Raw genomic sequence first — 24,655 nt, 5'->3', positions numbered from 1 at the left:
CTACACGCAGTCCGACGGCATCTTCCCTTCACGCGGACATCTCGCATTCACCGCGGGCTTTCCGGACGATTGACGCACCGAAGAAACATGGCCGGCCAGCGGTTCTGGGCAGGAAAATGGACATCGACATTTTTCAACTACCGGCAATCTTGAGGCGACGGATCCACTACGTCGTGGTCGCCGTCGCCCTGTGCGTGGCGATTGCGTCGGTCTATGTCCTGCAGTTGAAACCCACTTTTTCCTCGACCGCGGAAATCCTCCTCGATCCGCTCGGGCTTTCCGCCGAGAGCGTGGACGGCAAGGGCACCGGCAATTCCGCCCAGCAGGACCAGTCCAATCTCGACAGCCAGATCTACGTCATGCAGTCGCGCGGCGTGATGAGCGACGTGGCGCGCAAGCTCGATCTCGTCGAGGATCCGTTCTTCGCCCCGAAGAAATCGGCATCCGCCAAGCCGGTCAGCGACGCCGATCGCGTCGTCGCGGTGGCGGAAGCGATGAAGACGCACGTGACCATCGAGCGCGCGGGCCAGTCTCTGGTCTTCACCATCTCCGCCGAGCATCCGGATGCCGGCAAGGCCGCCGACATCGCCAATGCCGTGGCCAATGTCTACCTGCAGCAGCTGGACCAGGCACGCGGCGATGCGGCGCGCCGGGCAAGCAATTCCTTCCAGGTCCAGGCGAGTGAGCTTCGCGACCGCGTTCTCAAGGCGGAACTGGCGGTCGAAAAATTCAAATCCGAGAACGGTCTCGTCAGCACCGGCGAGCAGGGTCTGGTCATCGACCAGCAGGTGCAGGGCATCAACGACCAGCTGATCGCGGCGCGCGGCGTCGAGGAACAGCAGCAGACGATCTACGAGCAGGCCAAGAACCTGACGATGAGCGCTATCGAAGCCGGCGCCATCCCGGAAGTACTGCAGTCGACCTCGATCGGCCTGCTGCGGGACCGCTATGCGGAACTGCTCGACAAGCGCACGCAGCTCGCGACCAATCTCGGCGCCAACCATCCCCAGCTCAGGGCCATCAATTCCCAGGTCGCCAACATGCAGCAAGCCATCGAGGCGGAGCTTGCCCGCGTGCGCCAGTCGATGCGCGTCAACTACGAGCGCGCCGCCGCCAACACCAAGGCGCTCACCGATCGGCTGCAGAACCTGACCAAGACCAGCTTCGACAGCAGCGCGGCGCAGATCAAGATGCGCCAGCTCGAAAGCGAAGCCGATGCCGTGCGCGCCATCTACAAGACCTTTCTCAGCCGGGCGGAAGAACTTGCCCAGCAGCAATCGGTGAACATGAACAATTCGCGGGTGATCACCGCAGCCGTGCCGATGCCCAAATCGTCGCTCAAGCTGAAGCTGATGATCCTGGTCGCCGCCGGCCTGTTCGGAACCGCGCTCGGCAGCGGGCTCGCGGTGCTCAGGGAGCTCCTCTCCGGCACCCGGAAGCCCGAACAGTCGCCGCTTGAGCGGGCAGGCCTTCCTGTCATATCCCGCATCGCCACCGGATCTCCGGTGGTGGAAGAACCGCCCTCGCGCCTGCGCTCGCTGTTCTCCTTCGGGAATAAACCCGCCCCCGTTGCCCCGGTACCGCAGGGTGACGGCATATTGCAGGCGGCCCGCGCGTTGCGCGAGGCAACAGCCGGACAGCACCCGGCAACGGTCCTGTTCATCTCCGCCGGACACGTCCCGCAGGCCAGCAACATCGTCGCCGACATCGTTCATGCACTGATCGACGCGGGCCTCGGAATTCTCTATGCACCGGGCACCATCGCGGAGGCCCGGACACGCTTGCGTTCTGGGTCGACGCCCAGCCTCGCGGCCGCCCTTGCCCGGGACGAGACCATTGCCGCGGCCCCGCTCTCCGATATTCTGAAATACGAAAATTTTCCGGCGATGGCTCAGCCCTCGCGCCCCGGCCGGCCCACGCTCTCTCGCTATGTAGACAAGGCCCGCCAGTCGGGCAAGGACCTGATCGTCATCAATGCCTGCCGCACCGCTGCCGCCGAACACCTGCCGCTGCTGATCCAGAGCGCCGACGCCATCATCGTCGTCGTCGAACCGGCGACCGTCACGAACGCCGACATCGACGCCACGCTGGATGTGGTGGGCTATGCCCGCGATCTGGTTCTTGGCACAATACTTGTCGAGACGCCGTGATGCAGGGCGGCGGTGACCTCCGATTCAGGGGACACGCGGTCATACAACCGACGAGCACGCATTCCGCGGCCGAAATCAGCCCCGCCCGCGGCAATGGGGCCGTCGGCCGGGTTCCGGGCGCGGCCCTCGATACCCTGCGCCGCCAGCTCGCCACCATCGCCGTTCTCGGCGGCCTGACGTTCAACGCCTTCTTGTGCTTTCTCAACACCAATGTGATGGGCATTCGGGAAAGCCACGTGATGCTGTTCGAGATGGCGCTGATCGGCTGCGCCTATCTCGCAGCGCTCAGCCGCCGTATCGACCTCTATCTCGTTTCGGCATTCTTCCTCAGCTACATGCTGTTGCTCTTTGCCCTGCGCGGTGAGATCGACCTCAAGGCCGTCCGCGACGTCCTGATCCCCATCGGCTTCTATTTCATCGGCACCCAGGTTCGCGACATCAGGCTCGCCGACCGCCTGGTGACCATCTCGATCGCCATCGTTCTCGCCTTCGGCCTGTTCGAATATTTCCTCACCGAGCTCTATCTCGATTTCTTCAACGTGCTCGGCTACTTCATCGCCCGCGGTTCGCTGACGCTCGAGGATACGTTCGGCGCCACCCGCGGCCTGTTCATCAGCGGCCTGCGCCCGGAGCCGCGCACGCTGCTGTCCTTCCTCGGCCAGCACCGCGTATCCTCGGTCTTCCTCGAACCCGTGTCCGCCGGCAATTTCGGGGCGATCGTCTTTGCCTGGGCACTGTTTCGCACCGACATGCGCTATCGCTTTGTCGTCATGGCCGCGGCGATCGCCACGGTCGTGCTGGCAGACGCTCGTTTCGGCTTCTACACCTGCATCCTGATGACACTCATGCTGCCCTTCTACCGGCTGGTGGCAAAGCCGGTCTGGATGGTGCTGCCCTTTCTGCTGCTGGCGCTTATCGCGGTCTACGGGCTGGCCACCGGCACCGATGGCGGCGCCAACGACATCGCCGGGCGTTTCAAGGTGACTGCCGCAATCCTGACCCGCCTCGACCTGCCGGTCGTGCTCGGCATCGCCACCACCGACGAGTTCACCGCCGACTCGGGCCTCGCCTATACGCTCACCAAGTTCGGCCTTTTCGGCTTCGTCGCACTGTGGGCCGCTTTGGTCTTCGCCCCGTTCAAGGACGCGAAGGCCTGGTCCTTCCATTCCATGGTGCTGATCTATCTGCTGCTGCTGATGATCATCAGCAACTCGTTCTTCTCGATCAAGACGGCGGCGCTGCTGTGGTTCGTGCTCGGCACGGCGCATTCAGTCGACTGGTCGAAGCTAACCTCGCGACCGGCAGCATCCATGGCCCCGGAACCGGCCCGCACGAACCGTTCAGGGCCTCTCGAGCGCAGGGCATGAAGAGCCGGACGCGGAAAAATCCTTGAGCGCCGGCGCGAGCCCCTTGATCTGTTCCCGGTCGCCTTCCTCGGTCGGCTGGATGTTCAGCGCTTCGCTGGCCGGCCACCAGTCGCCCGCCACCCAATAGGCCCATCCGACCCAGAGTTCGCGATCCCCCTCGACCACGGCGACCATGTCGGCGAGTGCCGAAACGCAGGCGGCGTCCTTCGGCACGCCGAATTCGCCGAGATAACCCCGCTTGCCATGGGCGCGCAGCCAGCGGGAAAACCTCTCGATCGCCGCGACCGCGTCCTTTGCACGGCTGCAGTTCTCCTTGGTTCCGGAGAAGTCGTCGTCGAAATACTGGTGCACCTCGTAGGCGAAATTGTCGACCGGATCGACGACACCGAGCATCGCTTCACCGTTCGGCGTACCGTAGCTTCCGCCTTCCCAGCTGTGGGCGCCCGTCCAGGCCGTGCCCGGCACAAGAACGAGATTGTCGGCGCGTTCGCCGCGGATTCGCGCCAGCGCGGCATTGGCCGCATCGAGCCACTGCTCTGCCGGCATGTCATGCGGTTCGTTCATCAGGCCGAAGGTGATGTCCGGCTGATTGGCGAACTGGCGCGCAAGGCGTCCCCAGAAATCGGCAAAGTCGTCGCTGCTGACCGTGTCCGATCCGATCACTCCATCGTGGTAACGTGCATAGTTATGCGGATCGAGGACGACACGCAGTCCGGCCGCCCTCAGCTTTTCGACGCTTTCCTTCAGCCGCCCCAGTTCGCCGGGGTCGAGCTCACCGCGCAATTGCGGCTGAAGACGCTCCCACAGGAAGGGAAGTCGAACCGAGGTGAAGCCCTTCTTGGCGAAATACTCGATCGTCTGATCGGAGGGATAGAGATAGTCGGTGCCGGCAACGCCCTCCGGCTGGCCGAACTCGGCGCCCGACAGGTTGACGCCGCGAAAGCACGGCTCGGCGGCCTGTGCCGGTCCAGCAAGAAGGCCGAGGACGGCAAGCACCGCCCCGATACGTCGTGAACGTTGGAAGGATGGCTCGAAGCCGCCGGAAGACTGAAACATGCGAGCCATGGTAACCTTTCGCGTTCGATGCCCCGCAGGGTAATGACTGCGCCGCCGCCCGGTCAACCGATCCGATCGCGCCATGCGTCCATCGCGCTTGCCAGCGACGACGGGGATACGCAGATGAAAGGCGCAATGGGAACGGAGTTTTCCCGGCCCGTCCCTAAGCTTGCTGCCAATGGGTGAGACGAGCATCACCGCGGCACACCGAAACGCCGATCTTTCCGGCGCGTCGTGACTGCGATAAGACAGCGGCCTCCACCCCCGGGACGAGGAAAAGGTTGAGACTATGACGAGCTATGTACTGACGGTATCCTGCAAATCCACCAGAGGCATCGTGGCTGCCATTTCCGGCTATCTGGCCGAGCAGAGCTGCAACATTGTCGACAGTTCCCAGTTCGACGATCTCGACACCGGCAAGTTCTTCATGCGCGTCAGCTTCATCTCGGAAGGCGGCGTCAAACTCGACAAGCTGGCCGAAGGGTTCAAGCCGATTTCGGACAAGTTCGGCATGATCAGCGAGATCCATGACGCAGCACATCGGGTGAAGGTGCTGCTGATGGTGTCGCGCTTCGGCCACTGCCTGAACGACCTGCTCTACCGCTGGAAGATCGGCGCCCTGCCGATCGAGATCGTCGGCGTCGTCTCGAACCACTTCGATTACCAGAAGGTGGTCGTGAACCACGACATTCCCTTCTACCACATCAAGGTGACCAAGGATAACAAGCCGCAGGCGGAAGCGCAGCTTCTCGACCTGGTCGAACAGACCGGCACCGAACTCATCGTGCTGGCGCGCTACATGCAGGTGCTCTCCGACAATCTGTGCAAGAAGATGTCCGGCAAGATCATCAACATCCACCACTCCTTCCTGCCGAGCTTCAAGGGCGCGAACCCCTACAAGCAGGCCTTCGAACGCGGCGTGAAGCTGATCGGCGCCACGGCCCACTATGTCACGGCCGACCTCGACGAAGGCCCGATCATCGAGCAGGACGTCGCCCGTATCACCCATGCCCAGAGCGCCGACGACTATGTCTCGATCGGCCGCGACGTCGAAAGCCAGGTGCTGGCACGGGCGATCCACGCCCATATCCATCATCGCACCTTCATCAACGGCAACCGGACCGTCGTCTTCCCGGCGAGCCCCGGCTCCTACGCCTCCGAACGCATGGGCTGAGCATGCCTTAAAGCGCCCGCCGGACCCGGCGGGCGCTTCGGTGCGCGGGATGGACGGCTGTCATACCTTTGATAAGGTCGGCAATATGATTCTCGAGGGAGAACGCCCATGCCCGACTCCGCATTGCTCAAGCGCACTGAACTGCCCCGACCCAACGTGTCGGCAGAGCAGGCGGCTGGCGTTCTCAGGGATTATTACGGTCTGGAGGGCGCGCTCAAGGAACTCGGCAGCCAGCAGGACCGGAACTTCCGCATCGACACCGGCGAGGCGTCCTACGTCCTGAAGATCTGCCGCGCCGAATACGCGACGATCGAACTGGCCGCGCAGAACGCCGCCATGCGGCACCTGGCAACGCTTGCAGACATGCCCCGCATCCCCGAGCCCATGCTGGCCGAGGGCGGCGAGGACATCCTGGTGCTGACCATCGACGACGAAGACTATCAGGTACGGCTGCTCACCTATCTCGACGGCGAGCCGCTGACGCAGCGCAAATATCTGGCGCCGCAGGTTGTGGCCGAACTGGGAGCGCTGACCGCCCGCATCGCACTCGGCCTCAAGGATTTTTCTCATCCGGGTCTCGATCGTGAACTGCAGTGGGACCTTCGCCGCGCCGGCCCCGTCGCGCTCCACCTACTGAAGGCCGTGACGGACCATGCGCAGCGCGACCGGATCGCCAAGGCCATGGTGACGGCAGTCAAGCGCATCCAGCCGCTCGCCGGCAAGCTGCGGGTGCAGGCGATCCATCACGACATCACCGACGACAACGTGGTCGCCCGGCCCGACAGGGAAGGCCGCCTCATGCCGGACGGCGTCATCGATTTTGGCGATGTTGTCACCGGCTGGCTGGTCGCCGACCTCGCCGTCACCTGCACCGCGCTGCTGCATCATTCCGATGGCGACCCGTTCTTTATCCTGCCGGCGGTTCGCGCCTTCCAGGAACGGTTTCCCCTCAACGAAGCGGAGCTGAAGGCGCTCTGGCCGCTGATCGTGGCGCGCGCCGGCGTGCTCGTCGCCAGCACCGAGCAGCAGCTGGCGATCGATCCGGACAACGACTATGTGCAGGGCAACGCCGCCCACGAGCGGGAGATGTTCGAGGTGGCAACCTCGGTTCCCCTGGCGCTGATGGAAACCGCGATCCTCGACGCGGTCGGCCATAGCGCCCCGGCCTTCGACACCGGCATGTTCGCACGGCTCCTCCCCGAGATCGCACCCGAAACGGTGCGCCTGACCGACCTGTCAGTGACGAGCGAGACGCTGGCCGAGGACAACTGGTCCGACCCGCAGATCGACTGGAAGCTTCTCGCCCGCGCGGCCGCCGAGACCGGCGTCGCCTCGACGCGCTACGGCGAATACCGGCTTTCCTACACCCGAACGCTGTCGGATCGCGCGCCGGCCACCTTCGCCCTGCATATCGATGTCTGCCTGCCGGCCACGACCGCCGCCGTCGCGCCATTTTCGGCGCGGATCGTCAAGGATGGGCATCACCTCATTTTGTCGACGCCGGAGATTTCCTTGCATCTGGACGGCATCGACTGCCCGCTGGAAGACGGCGCGGAGATCGAGGCCGGCGCGCCGATCGGCACGATCGCCGGCACGGCCGGCGCGGTCGGCGGTCTCAGGATCCAGCTCTGCCGCGATCCGGATCTCGTTCCGCCCCTCTTCGCCAGGCCGACCCATGCCACGGTCTGGGGCTGGCTCTGCCCCTCACCCGCCGCGCTGATCGGCGCGGACCTCGATGCACCGGCGCCACAGAGCGCCGCCCTGCTTGCCAAGCGCCAGAAGAGCTTCGCAAGGCCGCAGAAGAATTACTACGCCGACCCGCCGCAGATCGAGCGCGGCTGGAAGGAGCACATGTTCGCCGTCACTGGCCGGTCCTACCTCGACATGGTCAACAACGTCTCCATCGTCGGCCATGGCCACCCTCGGCTGGCGCGTGCCGCCGGGCACCAATGGTCGCTGCTCAACACCAATTCGCGCTTCCACTACGCCGCCGTCGCGGAGTTTTCCGATCGCCTCGCATCGCTGGCGCCCGAAGGACTCGATACGGTCTTTCTCGTCAACAGCGGCTCGGAGGCCGTCGACCTTGCCCTTCGCCTGGCCTGGGCCAAGAGCGGATCGCACAATATCGTCAGCCTGCTCGAGGCCTATCACGGCTGGACCGTCGCAAGCGATGCCGTCTCCACATCGATCGCCGACAACCCGCGCGCGCTCGAGACCCGCCCCGCATGGGTTCACCCGGTGACCGCGCCCAATACCTATCGCGGCCCTTTCCGCGGCGCCGCATCGACCGCCGACTATGTGGCAAGCGTCGCCAAGGCACTGGACGCGATCGAGGAAGCAGGCGAAAGCCTCGCCGGCTTCATCTGCGAAAGCGTCTACGGCAATGCCGGCGGCATTCCGCTGCCGCCCGGCTACCTCGCCGAGGTCTACGGCATGATCCGCGCGCGCGGCGGTGTGTGCATCGCCGACGAGGTGCAGGTTGGTTACGGCCGCCTCGGCCATTTCTTCTGGGGGTTCGAAGAACAGGGCGTAGTGCCGGACATCATCACCGTCGCCAAGGGCATGGGCAACGGCCAGCCGCTCGGCGCGGTCATCACCAGCCGCGACATCGCCGACGCGCTGGAGAAGGAAGGTTATTTCTTCTCCTCGGCCGGCGGCAGCCCGGTGAGCTGCGTGGTCGGCATGACTGTGCTCGACATCATGCGCGACGAGGGCTTGCAGGAGAATGCCCGGGAAACGGGCGACTATCTGAAATCCCGGCTCGAAGCCCTCGGCCAGCGATTCCCGCTGGTCGGCGCGGTCCATGGCATGGGGCTCTATCTCGGCCTCGAATTCGTCCGCGACCGCGAGACGCTGGAGCCGGCCACCGAGGAGACGGCGGCAATCTGCGACCGGTTGCTTGATCTCGGCGTCATCATGCAACCCACGGGCGATCATCTTAACGTTTTGAAAATAAAGCCGCCGCTCTGCCTGTCCCGGGATGGTGCCGACTTCTTTGCCGCCATGCTGGAAAAGGTGCTTTCCGACGGCTGGTGAGCCTGGGCGGCATCGCCGGTCAGGTCCTTAATTCAATATAACGGCGGTCGTTCAACTTTTCGGATGTTGTAAACGCTTCACAAATGGCAAACCGAAGCTCTGCAGAAGCCGCCTTCACAGCCGTTCCGGGGAGTGTCTATCTTCCTGCCAGACAGCATCCTGGTTGAAGGAAACGAAATGCCGAGCCTGCCCGATACGATCTCCACCCCTTGGATAATGTGGGGCATCGCGCTTTTCCTGCTGAAGCACCTCGTTGCCGATTTCGTCCTGCAGACCCGATGGATCGCCGTCGGCAAGCAGCATCGCGAGGCCTGGCTTCTGCCGCTGACACTGCATGCCGGACTGCACGGGGCGATGACGGGCCTGATCTTCTCCATCGTTGCGCCGTCTCTTGCCTGGATCGGCCTCGTCGACTTCCTCGTGCATTTCGCCATCGACCGGGCAAAGGCCATCCTCCAGTCCCGGCTGGGGCTCGACGCCGCCAAGACCGGCTTCTGGTGGCTGCTCGGCACGGACCAAACGCTCCACCACCTGACCCATCTCGGTTTTGCAGCGCTGCTGGCCGCAAGCCGAACACTCTGATCGCTGCCGTCAGGCGGTTTCGGAGGGCCCCGACCGCTCCCGCGCCGCTTCCTCGGTGATCCATTTGCGAAACGCCACGAGTGGCGGATAGGCAGCGCGTTCGCGCGTGAAAGCCAGGTAGTAGCGTCCCTCGCTCTCAACCTCGCGGTCGATTGCCGGGACCAGATCGCCACGCGCCAGCTCCTCGCGGAACAGGAAGATCGGCAGAAGGGCGACGCCGAGCCCGCCGATCGCCGCCTGCGAGGCTGCGGCGAACTGGTCGAACAGCATGCCGTGAATGGATTCGAACGCCACGCCATTGGCAGTCAGCCACTTTTCCCAGGCATCCGGCCGGGTCGTCAGATGCAGCAGCGGCACATCGAGGATGTCGGCCGGCCTTTCGAGCCTGTGCGCCGCCTTGAACGCCGGGCTGCAGGCGGGAATCGTCGTCTCGCCCATCAGCAGGGTGAGATCGGCACCTGGCCACACCGGTTCGCCGAAATGGATCGCCGCGTCGATCGAATCCAGCCGAAAATCGAAGGGGGACAGGCGGGTGATGAGATTGATGGTAATGCCCGGATTGGCCGCGAGGAAATGGGCGAGCCGCGGTGCGAGCCATTGCGCCCCGAAGGTCGGAAGGACCGCAAGGTTCAGCGTACCGCCATGCGGATTGGCGCGCAGGTTGAGCGAGGCGCTGGAAATGCGCCTCAGCGCCTCGCGGATTTCCCGGGCATAACCGTCGCCGGCGACGGTGAGGCGAATGGTCTGACGTTCGCGCAGGAAGAGTTCGACGCCCAACTGGTCCTCCAACGCCTTGATCTGGCGGCTCACCGCGCTCTGCGTGAGGTCGAGTTCGCGCGCCGCAGCCGTGATGCTGCCGGTTCGCGCTGCGGCCTCGAAGGCGGCAAGCAGGGAGAGCGATGGAAGGAAGCGCCGGGCCGGGAGCATGTTATACCTCGACGGAATGAACTCTTGAGAAATTATCGTTGGAACGGGTTAGATTCGTCTTCTAGATTTCGCAAGACTTTACGTTTCGGAATGATGCGAGCGAAAGACGCCTCTGGCGACTTCATGCAGCAAGAACCAGCCGCGACCGCCCGTTACCGCAAGCGACACGTCTTTTCGGCCGCCTCCCGCGACCACCCTGAAGGAAAGCCCGATGCTGAACGATCCCCGCTCCCACGGCCTGTGGGAAAAGACCGCCCCGGCCGCACCCGTGACGCCGCCGCTTTCGGGGCAGGTCGAGGCCGACGTCGTCATCGTCGGCGGCGGGTATACCGGCATTTCCGCAGCGCTGCACCTGGCCGAGGCCGGAACGAAGGTGGTCCTGCTCGAAGCGACCGAGATCGGTTTCGGCGGTGCCGGACGCAATGTCGGCCTGATCAACGGCGGCATGTGGGTCATGCCGTCCGAAATTCCCGGCGTGCTCGGTCCGGTCTATGGCGAGCGCGTCCTCGACCTGCTCGGCAATGCGCCACTCCTGGTGCGGGCTCTGATCGAAAAGCATGAGATCGCCTGCGAACTGGAGAAGAACGGCACGCTGCACTGCGCCGTCGGCGAAGCCGGCCTTCAGGAAATCAAGGAACGTTGCAGCCAGTGGGCAGCGCGGGGCGCGGATGTCCGCATCCTGTCGGCCGAGGAGACGGCCAAGCGGATCGGGACCACAGCCTATGCCGGATCGCTCCTCGACATGCGCGCCGGAACGCTTCAGCCGCTGGCCTATGTTCGGGGGCTCGCCAAGGCAGCGATCGCTGCCGGCGCGAAGATCCATACCGGTAGCGCCGCCGTCTCGACGGAACGCGATGGCAATCGCTGGGTGGTGAAGACGGCAAACGGTTCGGTTTCGGCCGACTGGATCATCGTCGCTTCCGAGTACTATTCGACCGGTCCGTGGGAGGCGGTACGCAAGGAACAGGTGCTGCTGCCCTATTTCAACTTCGCCACCAGGCCGCTCTCCGCCGAACAGCTGAAGAAGATCCTGCCGGGCCGCGAAGGCTGCTGGGACACCAAGGAAGTGCTTTCCTCCTTCCGTATGGACCGGGCCGGTCGCCTGATCTTCGGCAGCTGCGGCGCTCTTCGCAACACAGGCCTCGGCATCCACCGCGCCTGGGCCAAGCGCGCGCTCAGGAAGCTCTTCCCCGATCTCGGCAACGTCGAGTTCGAAACCGAATGGTATGGCCGCATCGGCATGACCGACGACGCTATCCCGCGTTTCCACAGGTTCGCACCGAATGTCGTGGGCTTTTCCGGCTATAATGGCCGCGGCATTGCGCCGGGGACGGTTTTCGGTAAGACACTGGCTCGCCATATCCTCGGCGAGCTCTCGGAGGCGGATCTGCCGCTGCCGGTCAGAGACGTCGTCGAAGCTCCGCTTCGCAACCTGAAGGGCGCCTACTACGAGGCTGGCGCCCAGATCGCCCATTTCACCGGCGCGCGCTTCTGAAGAGACGCACCTCGAAGACAACCGATAACGGAACATCCGAAATCACTGGAAGGAACACCATGACCCTTGCCAACCTGAACTTCGCGGCCGAAGTGGCCGCCATCATGGGCCGCCTCGGCGTCCCCGCTGCCAGCCTCGCCGGCGGCACGCTGTCCGTCCGCTCGCCGATCAATGGCGAGAAGATCGCCACCGTGGCCGAGATCAATGCTGCCGACACCAAGACCGCCATCGGTGCAGCCCATCAGGCCTTCCTCGAATGGCGCCTTGTCCCGGCGCCCAAGCGTGGCGAGCTGATCCGCCTGCTCGGCGAAGAACTGCGCGCCGCCAAGGCCGATCTCGGCCGTCTGGTCTCCATCGAAGTCGGCAAGATCACCTCGGAAGGTCTTGGCGAAGTCCAGGAAATGATCGACATCTGCGATTTCGCCGTCGGCCTGTCGCGTCAGCTCTACGGCCTGACGATCGCCACCGAACGCTCCGAGCACCGCATGATGGAAACCTGGCATCCGCTCGGCGTCACCGGCATCATCTCGGCCTTCAACTTCCCGGTCGCCGTCTGGGCCTGGAACTCGGCGCTGGCGCTGGTCTGCGGCAATTCCACCATCTGGAAGCCGTCGGAAAAGACCCCGCTCACCGCCATCGCCACCCAGGCGATCTTCGAAAAGGCAGTCAGCCGCTACGTCGCGGACGGCGGCAAGGCGCCTGCCAACCTGTCGACCCTGCTGATCGGTGGCCGCGACATCGGTGAAGTCCTCGTCGACCATCCGAAGGTTCCGCTGATCTCCGCAACCGGCTCAACCGCCATGGGCCGCACCGTCGGCCCGCGTGTCGCTACCCGCTTCGGCCGCTCGATCCTTGAGCTCGGCGGCAACAATGCGGCGATCGTCGGCCCGACCGCCGACCTCGACCTGACCCTGCGCGGCGTCGCCTTCGCGGCCATGGGCACCGCCGGACAGCGCTGCACCTCGCTGCGTCGCCTCTTCGTCCATGAAAGCGTCTACGACACGCTCGTCCCGCGCCTGATCAAGGCCTATGGTTCGGTCACCATCGGCAACCCGCTCGAAGCAGGCAACCTGATCGGTCCGCTGATCGACAAGGGTGCCTTCGACCGCATGCAGCATGCCCTGGATGCCGCCAAGGCGGCCGGCGGCAAGGTTGCCGGTGGCGAACGGGTGAATGCAGGCGATGCTGCGGAAGCCTTCTACGTTCGTCCGGCGCTCGTCGAAATGCCGGCCCAGACCGGCCCGGTCGTCGAGGAAACCTTCGCGCCGATCCTCTACGTCATGAAATACAAGGACTTCGATGAAGCGCTGGCGCTGAATAACGACGTTCCCCAGGGCCTGTCGTCGTCGATCTTCACCAACGACCTGCGCGAGGCGGAAGCCTTCGTGTCGGACCGCGGCTCGGATTGCGGCATCGCCAATGTCAACGTCGGCCCGTCCGGTGCTGAAATCGGCGGCGCCTTCGGTGGCGAAAAGGAAACCGGCGGCGGCCGTGAATCCGGCTCCGACGCCTGGAAGGCCTACATGCGCCGCGCCACCAACACGATCAACTACGGCAAGACGTTGCCGCTCGCCCAGGGTGTCAAGTTCGACGTGGGCTGATCGACGATCCTGCAGACCGGATTGGAGGCCACGCGGTTCGGAGGGACCGCGTGGCCTTTCCTTTTTTGAATTTTCCATGACATTTCAAGCGCCTCAGACCAAGGTTTGACGGGCCGCACTGGCCTTCGCTTTCGGAATCGGCCAAGGTGCCCCCTGTGATCTGGCGGCATTTCGAGGCGAGCGAATGGATATTCACGATCAGTCGGCGGCGATCGCCTTTCTGAGCGCCCCGGAAACCTACGGCGAAACGGGGACGGTGAAGATCATCGAAACCCATATCTCGCTGGTCTTCCTGATCGATGGCCGCGCCTACAAGCTGAAGCGTGCGGTCAAACTGCCCTATGTCGACTTTTCGACCTACGAACTGCGCCTGCACTACTGCCGGCGCGAGGTAGAACTCAACAGCCGCGCCACGCCGGACCTCTATCTCGGCATCCGCCGCATCACCCGTGAGGCGGACGGGCGAATGGCCTTCGACGGCAAAGGCGAGGCACTGGACGTGGTCGTCGAGATGAATCGGTTTGCCCAGCACGACCTGTTCGACCGCATGGCGACGGAGGGCAGGTTGAATGCGCCTCTGATGCGCCAGACTGCTGCGATGATCGCCGCCGTGCACGCCACCGCCCCTGTTGTTCACGCCGGCAGTGGCTCGGCCAACATGGCCGGCGTGCTCGACATCAACGAGGCGGGCTTTGCCACCAGCCATGTGTTCGCAAAGGATGCAGTCAGGCATCTCACCGATGCGTTCCGGCGCTCCTGGGCGGACCACGTCGCCCTGATGGATCGGCGGGAAACCGAGGACAAGGTTCGGCTCTGCCACGGCGACCTGCACCTGAGAAACCTGTTCATGAGCCCCGCCGGACCGCGCATGTTCGACTGCATCGACTTCAACGACCAGATCGCCACCGTCGACGTGCTCTATGACCTCGCCTTCCTGCTGATGGATCTCTGGTTTCGCGGCTTCGCAGATTTTGGCAATGTCGTGGTCAATCGCTACCTCGACATCAGCCGGGACGACGACGGCTTTGTCCTGCTTCCCTTTTTCATGGCGGTTCGCGCTGCCGTGCGCGCCCACGTGACCGGCACGCAGATCGAGGAAGGCGCCGGTGCGGGCGGACCTCTGGCGGAAAGCGCAAGAGGCTACTTCGATTTCGCCGCTTTGCTGCTGGCGCCAGGCTCGCCTCGGCTCGTGGCGGTCGGCGGTTTGAGCGGTTCCGGCAAGTCGACGCTCGCCGATGCGCTCGCGCCGCGACTGGCAGGACCGCCTGGAGCCCGCATCCTCGAAAGCGACCGCATCCGCAAGGCGATGTTCGGCGCGGCTCCCGAGGAGCGCCTGCCACTCGAAGCCTATCGTCCGGAGGTCTCCCGCAAGGTCTACAAGGAACTCGGCGATCGTGCGCATCTCGTCCTCTCCGGTGGGGGAGCCGTGCTCGTTGATGCCGTCTTCGACCGTCCGGAAGATCGCGACACTATCCAGTCGCTCGCGGAAGAACTCGGTGTGCCCTTCACCGGCATCTGGCTGGAGGCCGACGCCCCTCTTTTGAAAACACGTGTCCAATCAAGACCGCAGGGCCTCTCCGACGCGACAGTCGATGTGCTGCAGGCGCAGCTGGCGAAGGACCTGGGGCAGATGCGCTGGAACCGCATCGATACCGCCGGCCCGATCGAAGCGGTGCTGGCTGCGACCGAAGCGCTCCTCGCCTGAGCGCTAGCGGATATTGAAGCGCACCGGCGCGGTGATCGTCTTGCTGACACCCGGTGGCGGGGCCGGAACGGGCGAGGCCCGACGCACCATCTCCAGCACAGCCTGATCGAGGCTCGAATGGCCTGACGAGCGCGACAGCGACACTGAGAGCACATTGCCGCCGTCGTCGATGCGGAACCGCACGTAGACGGTGCCCTCCTCGCGATTGCTGCGCGCCTCGGACGGGTAACGCTTGCGGCGTTCCAGATGCGACATCAGACGTGACTGCCACTTGGCGGGACTGACATTGCGCCCACCGCCGGCGCTTGTCACCTTTGCCGCAGTCCGGTCGGACTGGGCCGTCTCGACCTTGGCCTTTCGCGCGGCTTCGGATGCCGGCGGAGGCGGCGTCTTGGGCTTCTCCGCCTTCTTCTTTTCCGGCGCCTTCTTCGGCTTTTCCTCGACCGGCTTCGGCGGCGGCCGCACGAGGGGGATCGGAACGGTCACATTCTCCAGCTGCGCCATCACCATCTGTTCGACCGGATCGATCTCCTCGGCCGGCTCCGGCAGGGGCTCGGGAGGAAGCGGCGGAGGCTCGACCACGGGCTCCGGCACCTGCTCCACCACCTCTTCGACGGGCGGCTCGGGGGCGGGTTGCGGCATGGGTTCGGGTGGCGGTTCCTCGACCGTCTCCGGTACCGGCTCGTGCGAGGCCGTCTTGATCTCTTCGGCATCGACCTGATCGGGGACGATCTGCTCCGCCTCCGTCACATCGGCAACCGGTTCGGGGGCAAGTTCGATCATGATCGCGGCCGGGGGGGCCGCGTCCTCGGCGACCATCTCCGGTTCCCGCAGCAGCAGCGCCACCGCCCCGGCATGAACGGCCGCGACGCAGAGGGCCGCCGACGTCCACAGCAGCAGTTCGCCGAACGCCCGGCCCGGCGAACGTTGCAGCGGGTCCCGGCTCACGGCCGCACCACTGTTTCGGCAGCCGCCGGCTCGTCGGACAGCTGCGCCGAAGGCAGCGTCTCGAGCCCCACCAGCGCGATCTTCAGATAGCCGGCATCCCGCAGCAGGTTCATCACCTCCATGAAGGCGCCATAGTCCACCGCCTTGTCAGCGCGCAGGAAGATCCTGGCTTCCTTGTCGCCATCGGTCAGGCGATCGAGATCCGCACCGAGCGTCTCGCGGGCAGCCGCCTCGTTGCCGAGCGAGAGGCTCATATCATCCTTGAGGGTGACATAGACCGGCTCGTCCGGACGCTCCGCAGGCTTTGCCGTCGACGCCGGCAGGTCCACGCTGACATCGACGGTCGCGAGCGGCGCCGCCACCATGAAGATGATCAGCAGCACCAGCATGACGTCGATGAAGGGCGTGACGTTGATCTCGTGGTTTTCCGCGAGATCGTCGCCGGAGTGATTTTCCCGTATGCCGCCGGCCATGTCCGTTACTCCGCAGCGAGCGGCATGGGAGCCGCCGGTACGCCATTGGGCACCTTGCGATAGTCGAGATCGCGGCTGACCAGCCGCTCGATTCCCGCGGCCGCGTCCCCGAGCAATTGCCGGTAGCCGGTGACCGAGCGGGCGAAGACATTGTAGATGATGACCGCCGGGATCGCGGCCACCAGGCCGATGGCGGTCGCCAGCAGCGCTTCGGCGATACCGGGCGCGACGACGGCAAGGTTGGTCGTCTGCGACTCCGAAATGCCGATGAAGGCGTTCATGATGCCCCAGACCGTTCCGAACAGCCCGACGAAGGGCGCCGTCGAGCCGATCGTCGCGAGCACGCCGGTGCCCTTGGCAATCTGGCGGCCGGCGCGCACCTCGATGCGGGCGAGCGCCGAGGCGACGCGCTCCTTTACTCCGTCACCGCCGACATGATCGATGGCGGCGTCCGACAGGCGGATTTCCGCGCTGGCGCTGCGCAACATGGACGCGACGACACCGCCGTGGCGCGCGACCCGGCCAAGCGCGGTCTCGAGCGTGTGGGCCTCTATGATCGCCTTCAGCCCGCGGGCCGCGCGGAGCCGTGCGCCGGTGAGCTGCAGCGTCTTGGCGAGCCAGACTGTCCAGGTGACAAGCGACGCAAAGGCAAGCGACAGCATCACCCCTTTGACCACCCAGTCGGCGGCCATGAACATGCCGAGCGGCGAGAGATTGTGCGGCAGGTCTGCGCGCGGGTTCTCTCCGCCCTCCGGCGATCCGACCGCGGCCTCGGCCGTGACCGGCACGCCGGCGGGAGACGGGGAAACGGGGGAGACCGGCGCGGGGGTGGGGGCCGTCGCCTCGGTGACGGACGGGGCGATGCTTGGCGCCGCTTGCTGCGCACACGCGACCCCGGATGCGAAAACGACATAGGCCGCAAGGGCAAGACCTGCGGTGGAAGATCCCGAATGGTGACGAAACATTGGGAATTCCTTTTCTGACAACAGGCATTGAAGACATGGCACACCACCCGCGCCCCGAAGATCGGGGCAGCGCAGCGGGATATCTCCTCGTTATTAAACTTGACTTTAGTTGACAAGTAATAAGCGGAGCAATGTCCGAAAAAGTTGAAGAAGCCACACAGGTTTCCGTATCCGGCACCGGTGGCTCAGGTGGAGGTGGACCGAACCCTGGCGCACGCCCTGGGGTAGATCCGACTATTGATCCCTGCCTTCCATCTTGCGGTGGACCTTTGCCGGCTTCTCCTGGCGAAACTCGCGCACGACCAAAGCGTAGAGCGCTTCGGCCGGCGGGCTCAGCGGAATGCCTTTGCGCATGATGATGCCAATGGTGCGCACCACCGAGGGATTGCGGATCGGCACGGCAACGATATCGGTGGACCGGCTCGCTTCGAGGGCGAACTCAGGCAGCACCGTCAACCCGAGACCCGCCTGAACCATGTTGATCGCGGTCGCTATGTGGCGCACTTCATAGCGCCACAACAGGCTCTCCCGACGACTGCCCAGCGCGTCGTCGATCAGGATGCGGTTGCCGGTCAGCGTACCGATGCGGATCAGCGGCTCGCCCTCGAGATCCTGCCAGGTCGCGGCGTCACCCTTGGCGAGCGGATGGTTCTTCGGGCAGGCAAGGACGAAGGACTCCTTGAAGAGCGGTGTGATTTCGAGATCCATGGCCATGGACGAGACGATGGATATGCCGAACTCGACCTCGCCATTGCGCACATGATCGATGATCTCGGAGGCCGAGTGATCAAGGATGCGAACGCGAACATCGCGATATTCCTCGAGAAAGCCACCGAGGAAGCGTGGCAGATATATCGAGGCGACGGTGGGCAGGCAGGCAATCGAAATATGCTCCTGCCGTTCCTTGCCGCGCTGCCGCAACTGCTCGAATGACGTGGTGATCTCCTCCATGATCCGCCGCGCCTTCGGCAACAACTCGACCCCGGTCGGCGTCAGCGTCACCTGACGTGTCGTGCGGGCCAGGAGCTTCAGGCCGAGATCGTCCTCCAGCTTCTTCATTCGGTGGCTGAGCGCTGTCTGCGACAGGTTGAGATGGGCCGCGGCCCGGTGAAAGCTGCCGCGCTCGGCAATGCACAAAAAGGCTTCGAGGCCGAGAAAATCGACGCGCATGGATCATGCCGTTCCTTTGATGAAATCTGGGAATGAATACTGCTGAAAACAGAATTTGATTCAAGCCCGGCGGGGACGCAGGCTCAATCATCGCGCACGTTGCGCCCGCGACCGCGACCGCATTCGCCCTGCTCTTTGATCATTGTCAAAGCACCGTGACAATGCGGTGGTTATTCTCGATAACATTACAATCGCTCCGAGCGACACGTCATCAAGAACACCATCCGGGAGGGTTTCCATGTCCAAAGCGCAGCAGTCCATCGCATGGTTTGAAACACTGGGGCGCCATGACGTCCCACGCGTCGGCGGCAAGAACGCTTCGTTGGGTGAAATGGTACAGACCCTGGCCGCCGGGGGCATTCGCGTGCCCCCGGGTTTCGCCACGACCTCCGACGCCTATTGGAGCTATGTGGCAGCGAATGCCCTCAGGGAACGGATGACTTCCTTCCTCGCACAATGGGAAGCCGGCAAGGCGACGCTGGCCGAGACCGGAGAGGCCATCCGTAATATCTTCCTCAAGGGCGACTGGCCGGCAGACATTGAAACGGCGATCCGTGCGGCCTATCGCGAGCTGTCCAAGCGGGCCGGCTTGGACGAAGTCGAAGTCGCGGTACGATCGAGTGCTACGGCCGAGGACCTTCCGGATGCCAGCTTTGCCGGCCAGCAGGAAACCTTCCTCAACATCAAGGGCGAGACGGCACTGATCGATGCCTGCCGCCGCTGCTATGCCTCGCTCTTTACCGACCGCGCCATCAGCTACCGCAAGACCAAGGGCTTCGACCACATGAAAGTGGCGCTGTCGATCGGCGTGCAGCAAATGGTGCGCTCCGACATCGGCGGCTCGGGCGTGATGTTCTCGATCGACACCGAGACCGGTTTCGACAAGGTCGTGCTGATCAATGCCGCCTGGGGCCTGGGCGAAAACGTCGTCCAGGGCACGGTGGACCCGGACGAATATCAGGTCTTCAAGCCGCTGCTCGACGACAAGGCGCTCGCGCCGATCATCGAGAAGAAGAAGGGCGCCAAGGACATCAAGATGATCTATGCGGTCGGGGAAAAGCCGACCCGAAACGTGCCCACCTCCAAGGCCGAGCGCGCGGCCTGGGTGCTGAGCGACCCGGAAATCGTCGAGCTCGCCCGCTGGGCGGCGACCATCGAACAGCACTACGGCTGCCCGATGGACATGGAATGGGCGCGAGACGGCAACAGCGGCGACATGTATATCGTCCAGGCCCGCCCGGAAACGGTCCAGGCGCGACGTGACGTCGGCATCTTCAAATCCTACACGATCCACAACAAGGGCAAGCTCCTGACCAAGGGCCTGTCCATCGGCGACGCGATCGCCAGCGGTCAGGTCTGCCTGATCGAGACGGCGAAGGACATCGACAAGTTCGTCGAGGGCTCGATCCTCGTGACCCAGACCACGGACCCGGATTGGGTGCCAATCATGAAGCGCGCCGCCGCCATCGTCACCGACCACGGCGGACGCACCTCGCACGCCGCCATCGTCAGCCGCGAACTCGGCCTGCCCGCCGTCGTCGGCACCGGCAATGCCACGGAAATCCTGCATACCGGCCAGGACGTGACCATTTCCTGCGCCGAGGGTGATGAAGGCTTCATCTATCAGGGTATCGCCGATTTCTCGGTCGAGGAGCTCGACGTCACCGACCTGCCGGAGACCAAGACCAAGGTGATGCTCAACCTCGCCAATCCGGGTTCGGCCTTCCGCTGGTGGCGTCTGCCGGCCGACGGCATCGGCCTCGCCCGCATGGAGTTCGTCGTCTCCAACGCCATCCGCGTCCATCCCATGGCGCTCGTTCACTTCGACAGGCTGAAGGACGAGAAAGCCAAGGCCGAGATCGCCACGCTGACCGCCGGATATGACAACAAGCCGGACTATTTCGTCGACAAGCTGGCCCTGGGCCTCGGAAGACTCGCCGCCGCCGTCTACCCCAAGCCGGTCATCGTGCGCATGAGCGACTTCAAGACCAATGAATATGCCGGTCTCGTCGGCGGTGCGGAATTCGAGCCGGCGGAAGAAAACCCGATGATCGGCTTTCGCGGCGCGTCGCGCTACTATTCGCCTCGCTACCGCAACGGCTTTGCGCTTGAGTGCCAGGCGATCAAGCGGCTGCGCGACGAGATGGGCTTCACCAATGTGGTCGTCATGATCCCCTTCTGCCGCTCGGTCGGCGAGGCCGACAAGGTGCTGGGCGTCATGGCGGAAAACGGACTGAAGCGCGGCGAGAACGGCCTGCAGGTGTACGTGATGTGCGAAATCCCCTCGAACGTCATCCTGGCGGCCAAATTCGCCAACCGCTTCGACGGCTTTTCGATCGGCTCGAACGACCTGACGCAACTCACCCTCGGCGTCGACCGGGATTCCGGCGAACTGGCCGACCTGTTCGACGAGCAGGACGAAGCGGTGAAATGGATGATCCAGAAGGTCATCTCCGAAGCCAACAAGGCAGGGGCCAAGATCGGCCTCTGTGGCCAGGCACCGAGCGACCATCCGGAATTCGCCGAGTTCCTGGTCGAATGCGGCATCGACTCGATGTCCGTGAGCCCGGACAGCTTCATCGCGGTCAAGCAGATCGTCGCTGCGGCCGAAAAGGCCAAGGCCAGCCGCGGCTGATAGTCCAGCGGCAAGAAGAAGCGGTGCGGGCAGAATCTCCCGCACCGATTGATCGGTGTCAAAACATGCAGCCCCTATCGTTGTATCGTGATATCGTTCGCATGCCCGCAAAGCGCGCATACCGGCTAGTGCGGGTTTCTACGCAGAACAAGTAGCCTTTTCCAAAATGCCATTCGGCAATCGGACCCTTGCGTCCGCAATAATCGGGAGGATGCCATGCGTAACTTGAAATCCATTTTGACTGCCACAGCCGTTTCCCTTTTCATGCTTCCCGCGACCGGCCATGCCGGCGGCACCGTGGAAGTCCTTCACTGGTGGACCTCGGGCGGCGAGGCCAAAGCCGTCGGCACGCTCAAGGAAGCCTTCGAGAAGCAGGGCGGCAAATGGGAAGACTCGCCGATCGCCGGCGGCGGCGGCGATGCCGCCATGACCGCGCTTCGCGCCCGCGTGATGGCCGGCAATCCGCCGGCGGCCGTGCAACTGAAGGGTCCCGGCATACAGGAATGGGCCGACCAGGGCGGTCTCGCCGATGTCGAGGATGTGGCCAAGGCCGAGAAATGGGACGATGTGCTGCCGCCGTCCATGGCCGAAATCATGAAATACAAGGGCAAGTATGTCGCCGCCCCGGTCAATGTCCACCGCATCGACTGGATGTGGATCAATCCCGCAGTGCTGGCCAAGGTCGGCGCCGAGGTGCCCAAGACCTGGGACGAATTCAATGCGGTTGCCGACAAGCTGAAGGCGGCCGGCATAACCCCGCTCGCCCATGGCGGCCAGCCCTGGCAGGACGCGACGGTCTTCGAAACGATTGTCCTGTCCGAAGGCGCCGACTTCTATCGCAAGGCGCTGATCGAGCTGGACGAGGAAGCCTTGACCGGCGAAACCATGATCAAGGTCTTCGACCAGTTGCGCAAACTGCGCGGCTATGTCGATCCGGGCTTCTCCGGTCGCGACTGGAACCTTGCGACCGCCATGGTCATGAACGGCGAAGCCGGCTTCCAGATCATGGGTGACTGGGCCAAGGGCGAGTTCCTCGCTGCCGGCAAGGTGCCGGGCAAGGATTTCATCTGCGCGCCCACGCCGGGTAACGGCTACAGCTTCAACACGGACAGCTTCGCCTTCTTCAAGGTATCGGGCGATGACCGCATCGAAGGCCAGAAGGTGCTGGCCAGCCTAATCATGTCGCCCGAGTTCCAGGAAACTTTCAACCTGGCTAAGGGCTCCATTCCGGCCCGCACCGACATCAAGCTGGACAAGTTCGACACCTGCGCACTCAAGTCCCACGAGGACATGACCGCAGCCGTGAAGAACAACACCTTCGTTCCGTCCATGGCGCATGAAATGGCGGTTCCGCGCACCGTGCGCGGCGAATTCCTCGACGTCGTCACCAACTTCTTCAATTCGGAGATGAGTTCGGCCGACGCGGCCAAGGCGATGGGCGAAGCGGTAAAGCGCGCCCAGTAAGGCCTGCCTTCGATCGATGACCCACCGGGGTGCGGCAGAGCCGAACTCCGGTGGTTCCCTTTGATGCGGCGCAGAACCGCACATGGGATGAGGACCGTGCGGGAGGATCATGGAAATGAATATCAGAAGCCGAAGGGTCGCCTTCGATCGCTTTTTCGAGCGATGGCTGCCGCAGATCGTCGTGTCGCCGATGTTTGCCGCAAGCCTGCTGTTCGTCTACGGCTTCATCGCCTGGACGATCTACATCTCCTTCACCAAATCCGGCGTCATGCCGAACTATACGCTGGCGGGCCTCACCCAATATGAGCGGCTGTGGACCACGCCACGCTGGTTCGTGGCGATCGAGAACCTGTTCATCTTCACGAGCCTGTTCATGGTCTGCTGCATGGTGATCGGCCTGTTCCTGGCGATCCTGCTCGACCAGCGGATTCGTGCCGAGGGCATGATCCGCACCGTCTATCTCTACCCCATGGCGCTGTCGTTCATCGTCACCGGCACTGCGTGGAAATGGATCCTCAACCCGACGCTCGGCATCGAGAAGATCATCCAGGGCTGGGGCTTCCCCAACTTCAATTTCGACTGGCTCGTCGATCCGAACATGGCGATCTACACCGTCGTCATTGCTGGCGTCTGGCAATCCTCCGGCTATGTCATGGCGCTGTTTCTCGCCGGCCTGCGGTCGGTCGACGACGAGATCATCAAGGCTGCGGCGATCGACGGCGCAGGCCCGCTTCGGACCTACTGGAGCATCATCCTGCCGATCGTCCGGCCGGTCTTCTTCTCCTCCTTCGTCGTTCTCGCGCACCTGGCGATCAAGAGCTTCGACCTGGTCATGGCGCTGACCGGCGGCGGACCGGGCTATGCCACCGACATGCCCGCGACCTTCATGTATTCCTTCGCCTTCCAGCGCAGCGAACTTGGCACCGCGGCCGCAAGTGCCGTCATGATGCTGGTCACCGTGACGGCGATCTTCATCCCCTATCTCTACTCGGAACTGAGGAGGCCGGCGAAATGAGCAGAGCCGCCATCTCCGGCATCGTCCGACCCCGCGGACTGAAGAACACTCTGCTGCGCCTGCTGCTCTTCGCCATCCTTGGGCTCTTTTGCCTCTACTACCTCATGCCTCTGTTCGTGATGATTTCGACCTCGCTCAAATCGCTTGAAGAGATCCGCACGTCGTCGCTGATCAGCCTGCCGAAGGATGTGACCTTCGCCGCCTGGGAAAAGGCCTGGAGTGCGGCCTGCGTCGGCGTACGCTGCACCGGGCTGCAGCCCTATTTCATGAACTCCATCCTGATGGTCGTCCCGGCGGTCGCCATCTCCACCCTGCTCGGTGCGCTCAACGGTTACGCACTGACCAAATGGAAGTTCCCCGGCGCCGACATCATCTTCGCATTGATGCTGTTCGGCTCCTTCATCCCTTTCCAGGTCGTGCTGCTTCCCATGGCCCGCATGCTCGGCTATTTCGGCCTGGCCGGCAGCGTCTACGGCCTGATCCTGGTCCACACCGTCTACGGCCTTTCCTTCACCACGCTGTTCTTCCGCAATTTCTTCGTCAGCGTGTCGGACGGCATCGTTCATGCGGCGAAGATCGACGGAGCCGGCTTCTTCCGCATCTTCTTCACCCTGCTCTTGCCCATGTCGCTGCCGACCATCGTCGTCGCCGTCATCTGGCAGTTCACCCAGATCTGGAACGACTTCCTGTTCGGCGTCGCCTTCACGGTCGGCGACAGCAATCCGGTCACGGTTGCGCTCAACAACATCGTCGCGTCGAGCACCGGCGTGAAGGAATACAATGTCGACATGGCGGCAGCGATCATCGCGGCCCTGCCGACGCTCCTCGTGTACATCGTGGCGGGAAAATACTTCGTGCGCGGTCTGGCCGCAGGTGCCGTGAAAGGGTGATG

Annotated in this window: 18 protein-coding genes; 12 read left to right on the top strand and 6 right to left on the bottom strand. The window is 63.9% G+C overall.

Features of this window, described 5'->3' with window-relative positions; all coding sequences use genetic code 11:
- The first annotated feature begins 116 nt into the window (after positions 1-116).
- The gene (locus AC07Y0_RS24010; protein WP_498680106.1) at positions 117-2,150 is read left to right on the top strand and encodes a GumC family protein; all 2,034 of its coding nucleotides are present in this window, start codon (positions 117-119) and stop codon (positions 2,148-2,150) included.
- On the top strand, positions 2,150-3,517 hold the full coding sequence (locus AC07Y0_RS24005) for a UDP-phosphate alpha N-acetylglucosaminyltransferase (RefSeq protein ID WP_498680105.1): 1,368 nt from the start codon (positions 2,150-2,152) through the stop codon (positions 3,515-3,517). The genes AC07Y0_RS24010 and AC07Y0_RS24005 overlap by 1 nt, the downstream gene beginning before the upstream one ends.
- On the opposite strand, the gene AC07Y0_RS24000 is transcribed toward AC07Y0_RS24005, so the two are convergent.
- Positions 3,491-4,582: a glycoside hydrolase family 5 protein gene (locus AC07Y0_RS24000; protein WP_498680104.1), complete on the bottom strand. Its 1,092-nt coding sequence runs from the start codon at positions 4,580-4,582 to the stop codon at positions 3,491-3,493. The two genes, AC07Y0_RS24005 and AC07Y0_RS24000, sit on opposite strands and share 27 nt — an antisense overlap.
- Before the next feature lie 280 nt (positions 4,583-4,862).
- Between AC07Y0_RS24000 and purU the strand changes: the two genes are divergently transcribed.
- The 3 genes from purU (at position 4,863) to AC07Y0_RS23985 (ending at position 9,365) form a co-directional block, all read left to right on the top strand.
- The gene (gene purU, locus AC07Y0_RS23995) at positions 4,863-5,747 is read left to right on the top strand and encodes a formyltetrahydrofolate deformylase (RefSeq protein ID WP_498680103.1); all 885 of its coding nucleotides are present in this window, start codon (positions 4,863-4,865) and stop codon (positions 5,745-5,747) included.
- Between the two features lie 108 nt (positions 5,748-5,855).
- Entirely contained in the window at positions 5,856-8,783 is a 2,928-nt protein-coding gene (locus tag AC07Y0_RS23990; protein WP_498680102.1) for an aminotransferase, read from the top strand.
- A gap of 177 nt (positions 8,784-8,960) precedes the next feature.
- The gene (locus AC07Y0_RS23985) at positions 8,961-9,365 is read left to right on the top strand and encodes a DUF3307 domain-containing protein (RefSeq protein WP_498680101.1); all 405 of its coding nucleotides are present in this window, start codon (positions 8,961-8,963) and stop codon (positions 9,363-9,365) included.
- A 9-nt stretch (positions 9,366-9,374) separates the two neighbouring features.
- Here the strand turns inward: AC07Y0_RS23985 and AC07Y0_RS23980 are convergent, their stop codons facing one another.
- Positions 9,375-10,292, bottom strand: coding sequence for a LysR family transcriptional regulator (locus AC07Y0_RS23980; RefSeq protein ID WP_498680100.1), 918 nt, complete (start codon positions 10,290-10,292; stop codon positions 9,375-9,377).
- A gap of 211 nt (positions 10,293-10,503) precedes the next feature.
- Here AC07Y0_RS23980 and AC07Y0_RS23975 point away from each other — a divergent pair, with 211 nt between their 5' ends.
- The 3 genes from AC07Y0_RS23975 (at position 10,504) to AC07Y0_RS23965 (ending at position 15,093) form a co-directional block, all read left to right on the top strand.
- Complete coding sequence (locus tag AC07Y0_RS23975; protein ID WP_498680099.1) at positions 10,504-11,787, top strand: NAD(P)/FAD-dependent oxidoreductase; 1,284 nt, start codon at positions 10,504-10,506, stop codon at positions 11,785-11,787.
- 59 nt (positions 11,788-11,846) lie between these two features.
- Positions 11,847-13,388 (top strand): L-piperidine-6-carboxylate dehydrogenase, encoded by a 1,542-nt coding sequence (gene amaB / locus AC07Y0_RS23970; protein ID WP_498680098.1) that lies wholly within the window; start codon positions 11,847-11,849, stop codon positions 13,386-13,388.
- A 184-nt stretch (positions 13,389-13,572) separates the two neighbouring features.
- On the top strand, positions 13,573-15,093 hold the full coding sequence (locus tag AC07Y0_RS23965; protein WP_498680097.1) for a bifunctional aminoglycoside phosphotransferase/ATP-binding protein: 1,521 nt from the start codon (positions 13,573-13,575) through the stop codon (positions 15,091-15,093).
- Between the two features lie 3 nt (positions 15,094-15,096).
- On the opposite strand, the gene AC07Y0_RS23960 is transcribed toward AC07Y0_RS23965, so the two are convergent.
- From AC07Y0_RS23960 to AC07Y0_RS23945, 4 genes are all read right to left on the bottom strand, one after another.
- Positions 15,097-16,041 carry an energy transducer TonB gene (locus AC07Y0_RS23960; protein ID WP_498680096.1) on the bottom strand — a complete coding sequence of 315 codons (945 nt, stop codon included), beginning with the start codon at positions 16,039-16,041 and terminating at the stop codon, positions 15,097-15,099.
- Positions 16,038-16,514 carry a TonB system transport protein ExbD gene (gene exbD / locus AC07Y0_RS23955; RefSeq protein WP_498680095.1) on the bottom strand — a complete coding sequence of 159 codons (477 nt, stop codon included), beginning with the start codon at positions 16,512-16,514 and terminating at the stop codon, positions 16,038-16,040. The genes AC07Y0_RS23960 and exbD overlap by 4 nt, the downstream gene beginning before the upstream one ends.
- A 5-nt stretch (positions 16,515-16,519) precedes the next feature.
- Complete coding sequence (gene exbB, locus AC07Y0_RS23950; protein WP_498680094.1) at positions 16,520-17,479, bottom strand: tonB-system energizer ExbB; 960 nt, start codon at positions 17,477-17,479, stop codon at positions 16,520-16,522.
- A gap of 234 nt (positions 17,480-17,713) precedes the next feature.
- Positions 17,714-18,649 (bottom strand): LysR family transcriptional regulator, encoded by a 936-nt coding sequence (locus AC07Y0_RS23945; protein ID WP_498680093.1) that lies wholly within the window; start codon positions 18,647-18,649, stop codon positions 17,714-17,716.
- Between the two features lie 238 nt (positions 18,650-18,887).
- Between AC07Y0_RS23945 and ppsA the strand changes: the two genes are divergently transcribed.
- From ppsA to AC07Y0_RS23925, 4 genes are all read left to right on the top strand, one after another.
- Entirely contained in the window at positions 18,888-21,284 is a 2,397-nt protein-coding gene (gene ppsA, locus AC07Y0_RS23940; protein ID WP_498680092.1) for a phosphoenolpyruvate synthase, read from the top strand.
- 225 nt (positions 21,285-21,509) lie between these two features.
- Positions 21,510-22,748, top strand: coding sequence for an ABC transporter substrate-binding protein (locus AC07Y0_RS23935; RefSeq protein WP_498680329.1), 1,239 nt, complete (start codon positions 21,510-21,512; stop codon positions 22,746-22,748).
- Between the two features lie 115 nt (positions 22,749-22,863).
- Positions 22,864-23,763 (top strand): carbohydrate ABC transporter permease, encoded by a 900-nt coding sequence (locus tag AC07Y0_RS23930; protein ID WP_498680091.1) that lies wholly within the window; start codon positions 22,864-22,866, stop codon positions 23,761-23,763.
- Positions 23,760-24,653, top strand: coding sequence for a carbohydrate ABC transporter permease (locus AC07Y0_RS23925; RefSeq protein ID WP_498680090.1), 894 nt, complete (start codon positions 23,760-23,762; stop codon positions 24,651-24,653). The genes AC07Y0_RS23930 and AC07Y0_RS23925 overlap by 4 nt, the downstream gene beginning before the upstream one ends.
- The last annotated feature ends 2 nt before the right edge of the window (positions 24,654-24,655 follow it).

It is taken from the genome of Allorhizobium sp. GW101-3B10, from assembly GCF_059424725.1.
The sequence above is the reverse complement of the archived record's forward strand: the minus strand, read 5'-3'. Positions and strand labels throughout refer to the sequence as shown.

Coding starts and splice junctions, on each gene's coding strand:
- exbB (WP_498680094.1), bottom strand. CDS start 17,479: ATGTTTCGTCACCATTCGGGATCTTCCACCGCAGGTCTTGCCCTTGCG.
- AC07Y0_RS24010 (WP_498680106.1), top strand. CDS start 117: ATGGACATCGACATTTTTCAACTACCGGCAATCTTGAGGCGACGGATC.
- AC07Y0_RS23990 (WP_498680102.1), top strand. CDS start 5,856: ATGCCCGACTCCGCATTGCTCAAGCGCACTGAACTGCCCCGACCCAAC.
- AC07Y0_RS24000 (WP_498680104.1), bottom strand. CDS start 4,582: ATGGCTCGCATGTTTCAGTCTTCCGGCGGCTTCGAGCCATCCTTCCAA.
- purU (WP_498680103.1), top strand. CDS start 4,863: ATGACGAGCTATGTACTGACGGTATCCTGCAAATCCACCAGAGGCATC.
- amaB (WP_498680098.1), top strand. CDS start 11,847: ATGACCCTTGCCAACCTGAACTTCGCGGCCGAAGTGGCCGCCATCATG.
- AC07Y0_RS23980 (WP_498680100.1), bottom strand. CDS start 10,292: ATGCTCCCGGCCCGGCGCTTCCTTCCATCGCTCTCCCTGCTTGCCGCC.
- AC07Y0_RS23965 (WP_498680097.1), top strand. CDS start 13,573: ATGGATATTCACGATCAGTCGGCGGCGATCGCCTTTCTGAGCGCCCCG.
- AC07Y0_RS23930 (WP_498680091.1), top strand. CDS start 22,864: ATGAATATCAGAAGCCGAAGGGTCGCCTTCGATCGCTTTTTCGAGCGA.
- AC07Y0_RS23985 (WP_498680101.1), top strand. CDS start 8,961: ATGCCGAGCCTGCCCGATACGATCTCCACCCCTTGGATAATGTGGGGC.
- AC07Y0_RS23925 (WP_498680090.1), top strand. CDS start 23,760: ATGAGCAGAGCCGCCATCTCCGGCATCGTCCGACCCCGCGGACTGAAG.
- AC07Y0_RS24005 (WP_498680105.1), top strand. CDS start 2,150: ATGCAGGGCGGCGGTGACCTCCGATTCAGGGGACACGCGGTCATACAA.
- AC07Y0_RS23975 (WP_498680099.1), top strand. CDS start 10,504: ATGCTGAACGATCCCCGCTCCCACGGCCTGTGGGAAAAGACCGCCCCG.
- ppsA (WP_498680092.1), top strand. CDS start 18,888: ATGTCCAAAGCGCAGCAGTCCATCGCATGGTTTGAAACACTGGGGCGC.
- exbD (WP_498680095.1), bottom strand. CDS start 16,514: ATGGCCGGCGGCATACGGGAAAATCACTCCGGCGACGATCTCGCGGAA.
- AC07Y0_RS23945 (WP_498680093.1), bottom strand. CDS start 18,649: ATGCGCGTCGATTTTCTCGGCCTCGAAGCCTTTTTGTGCATTGCCGAG.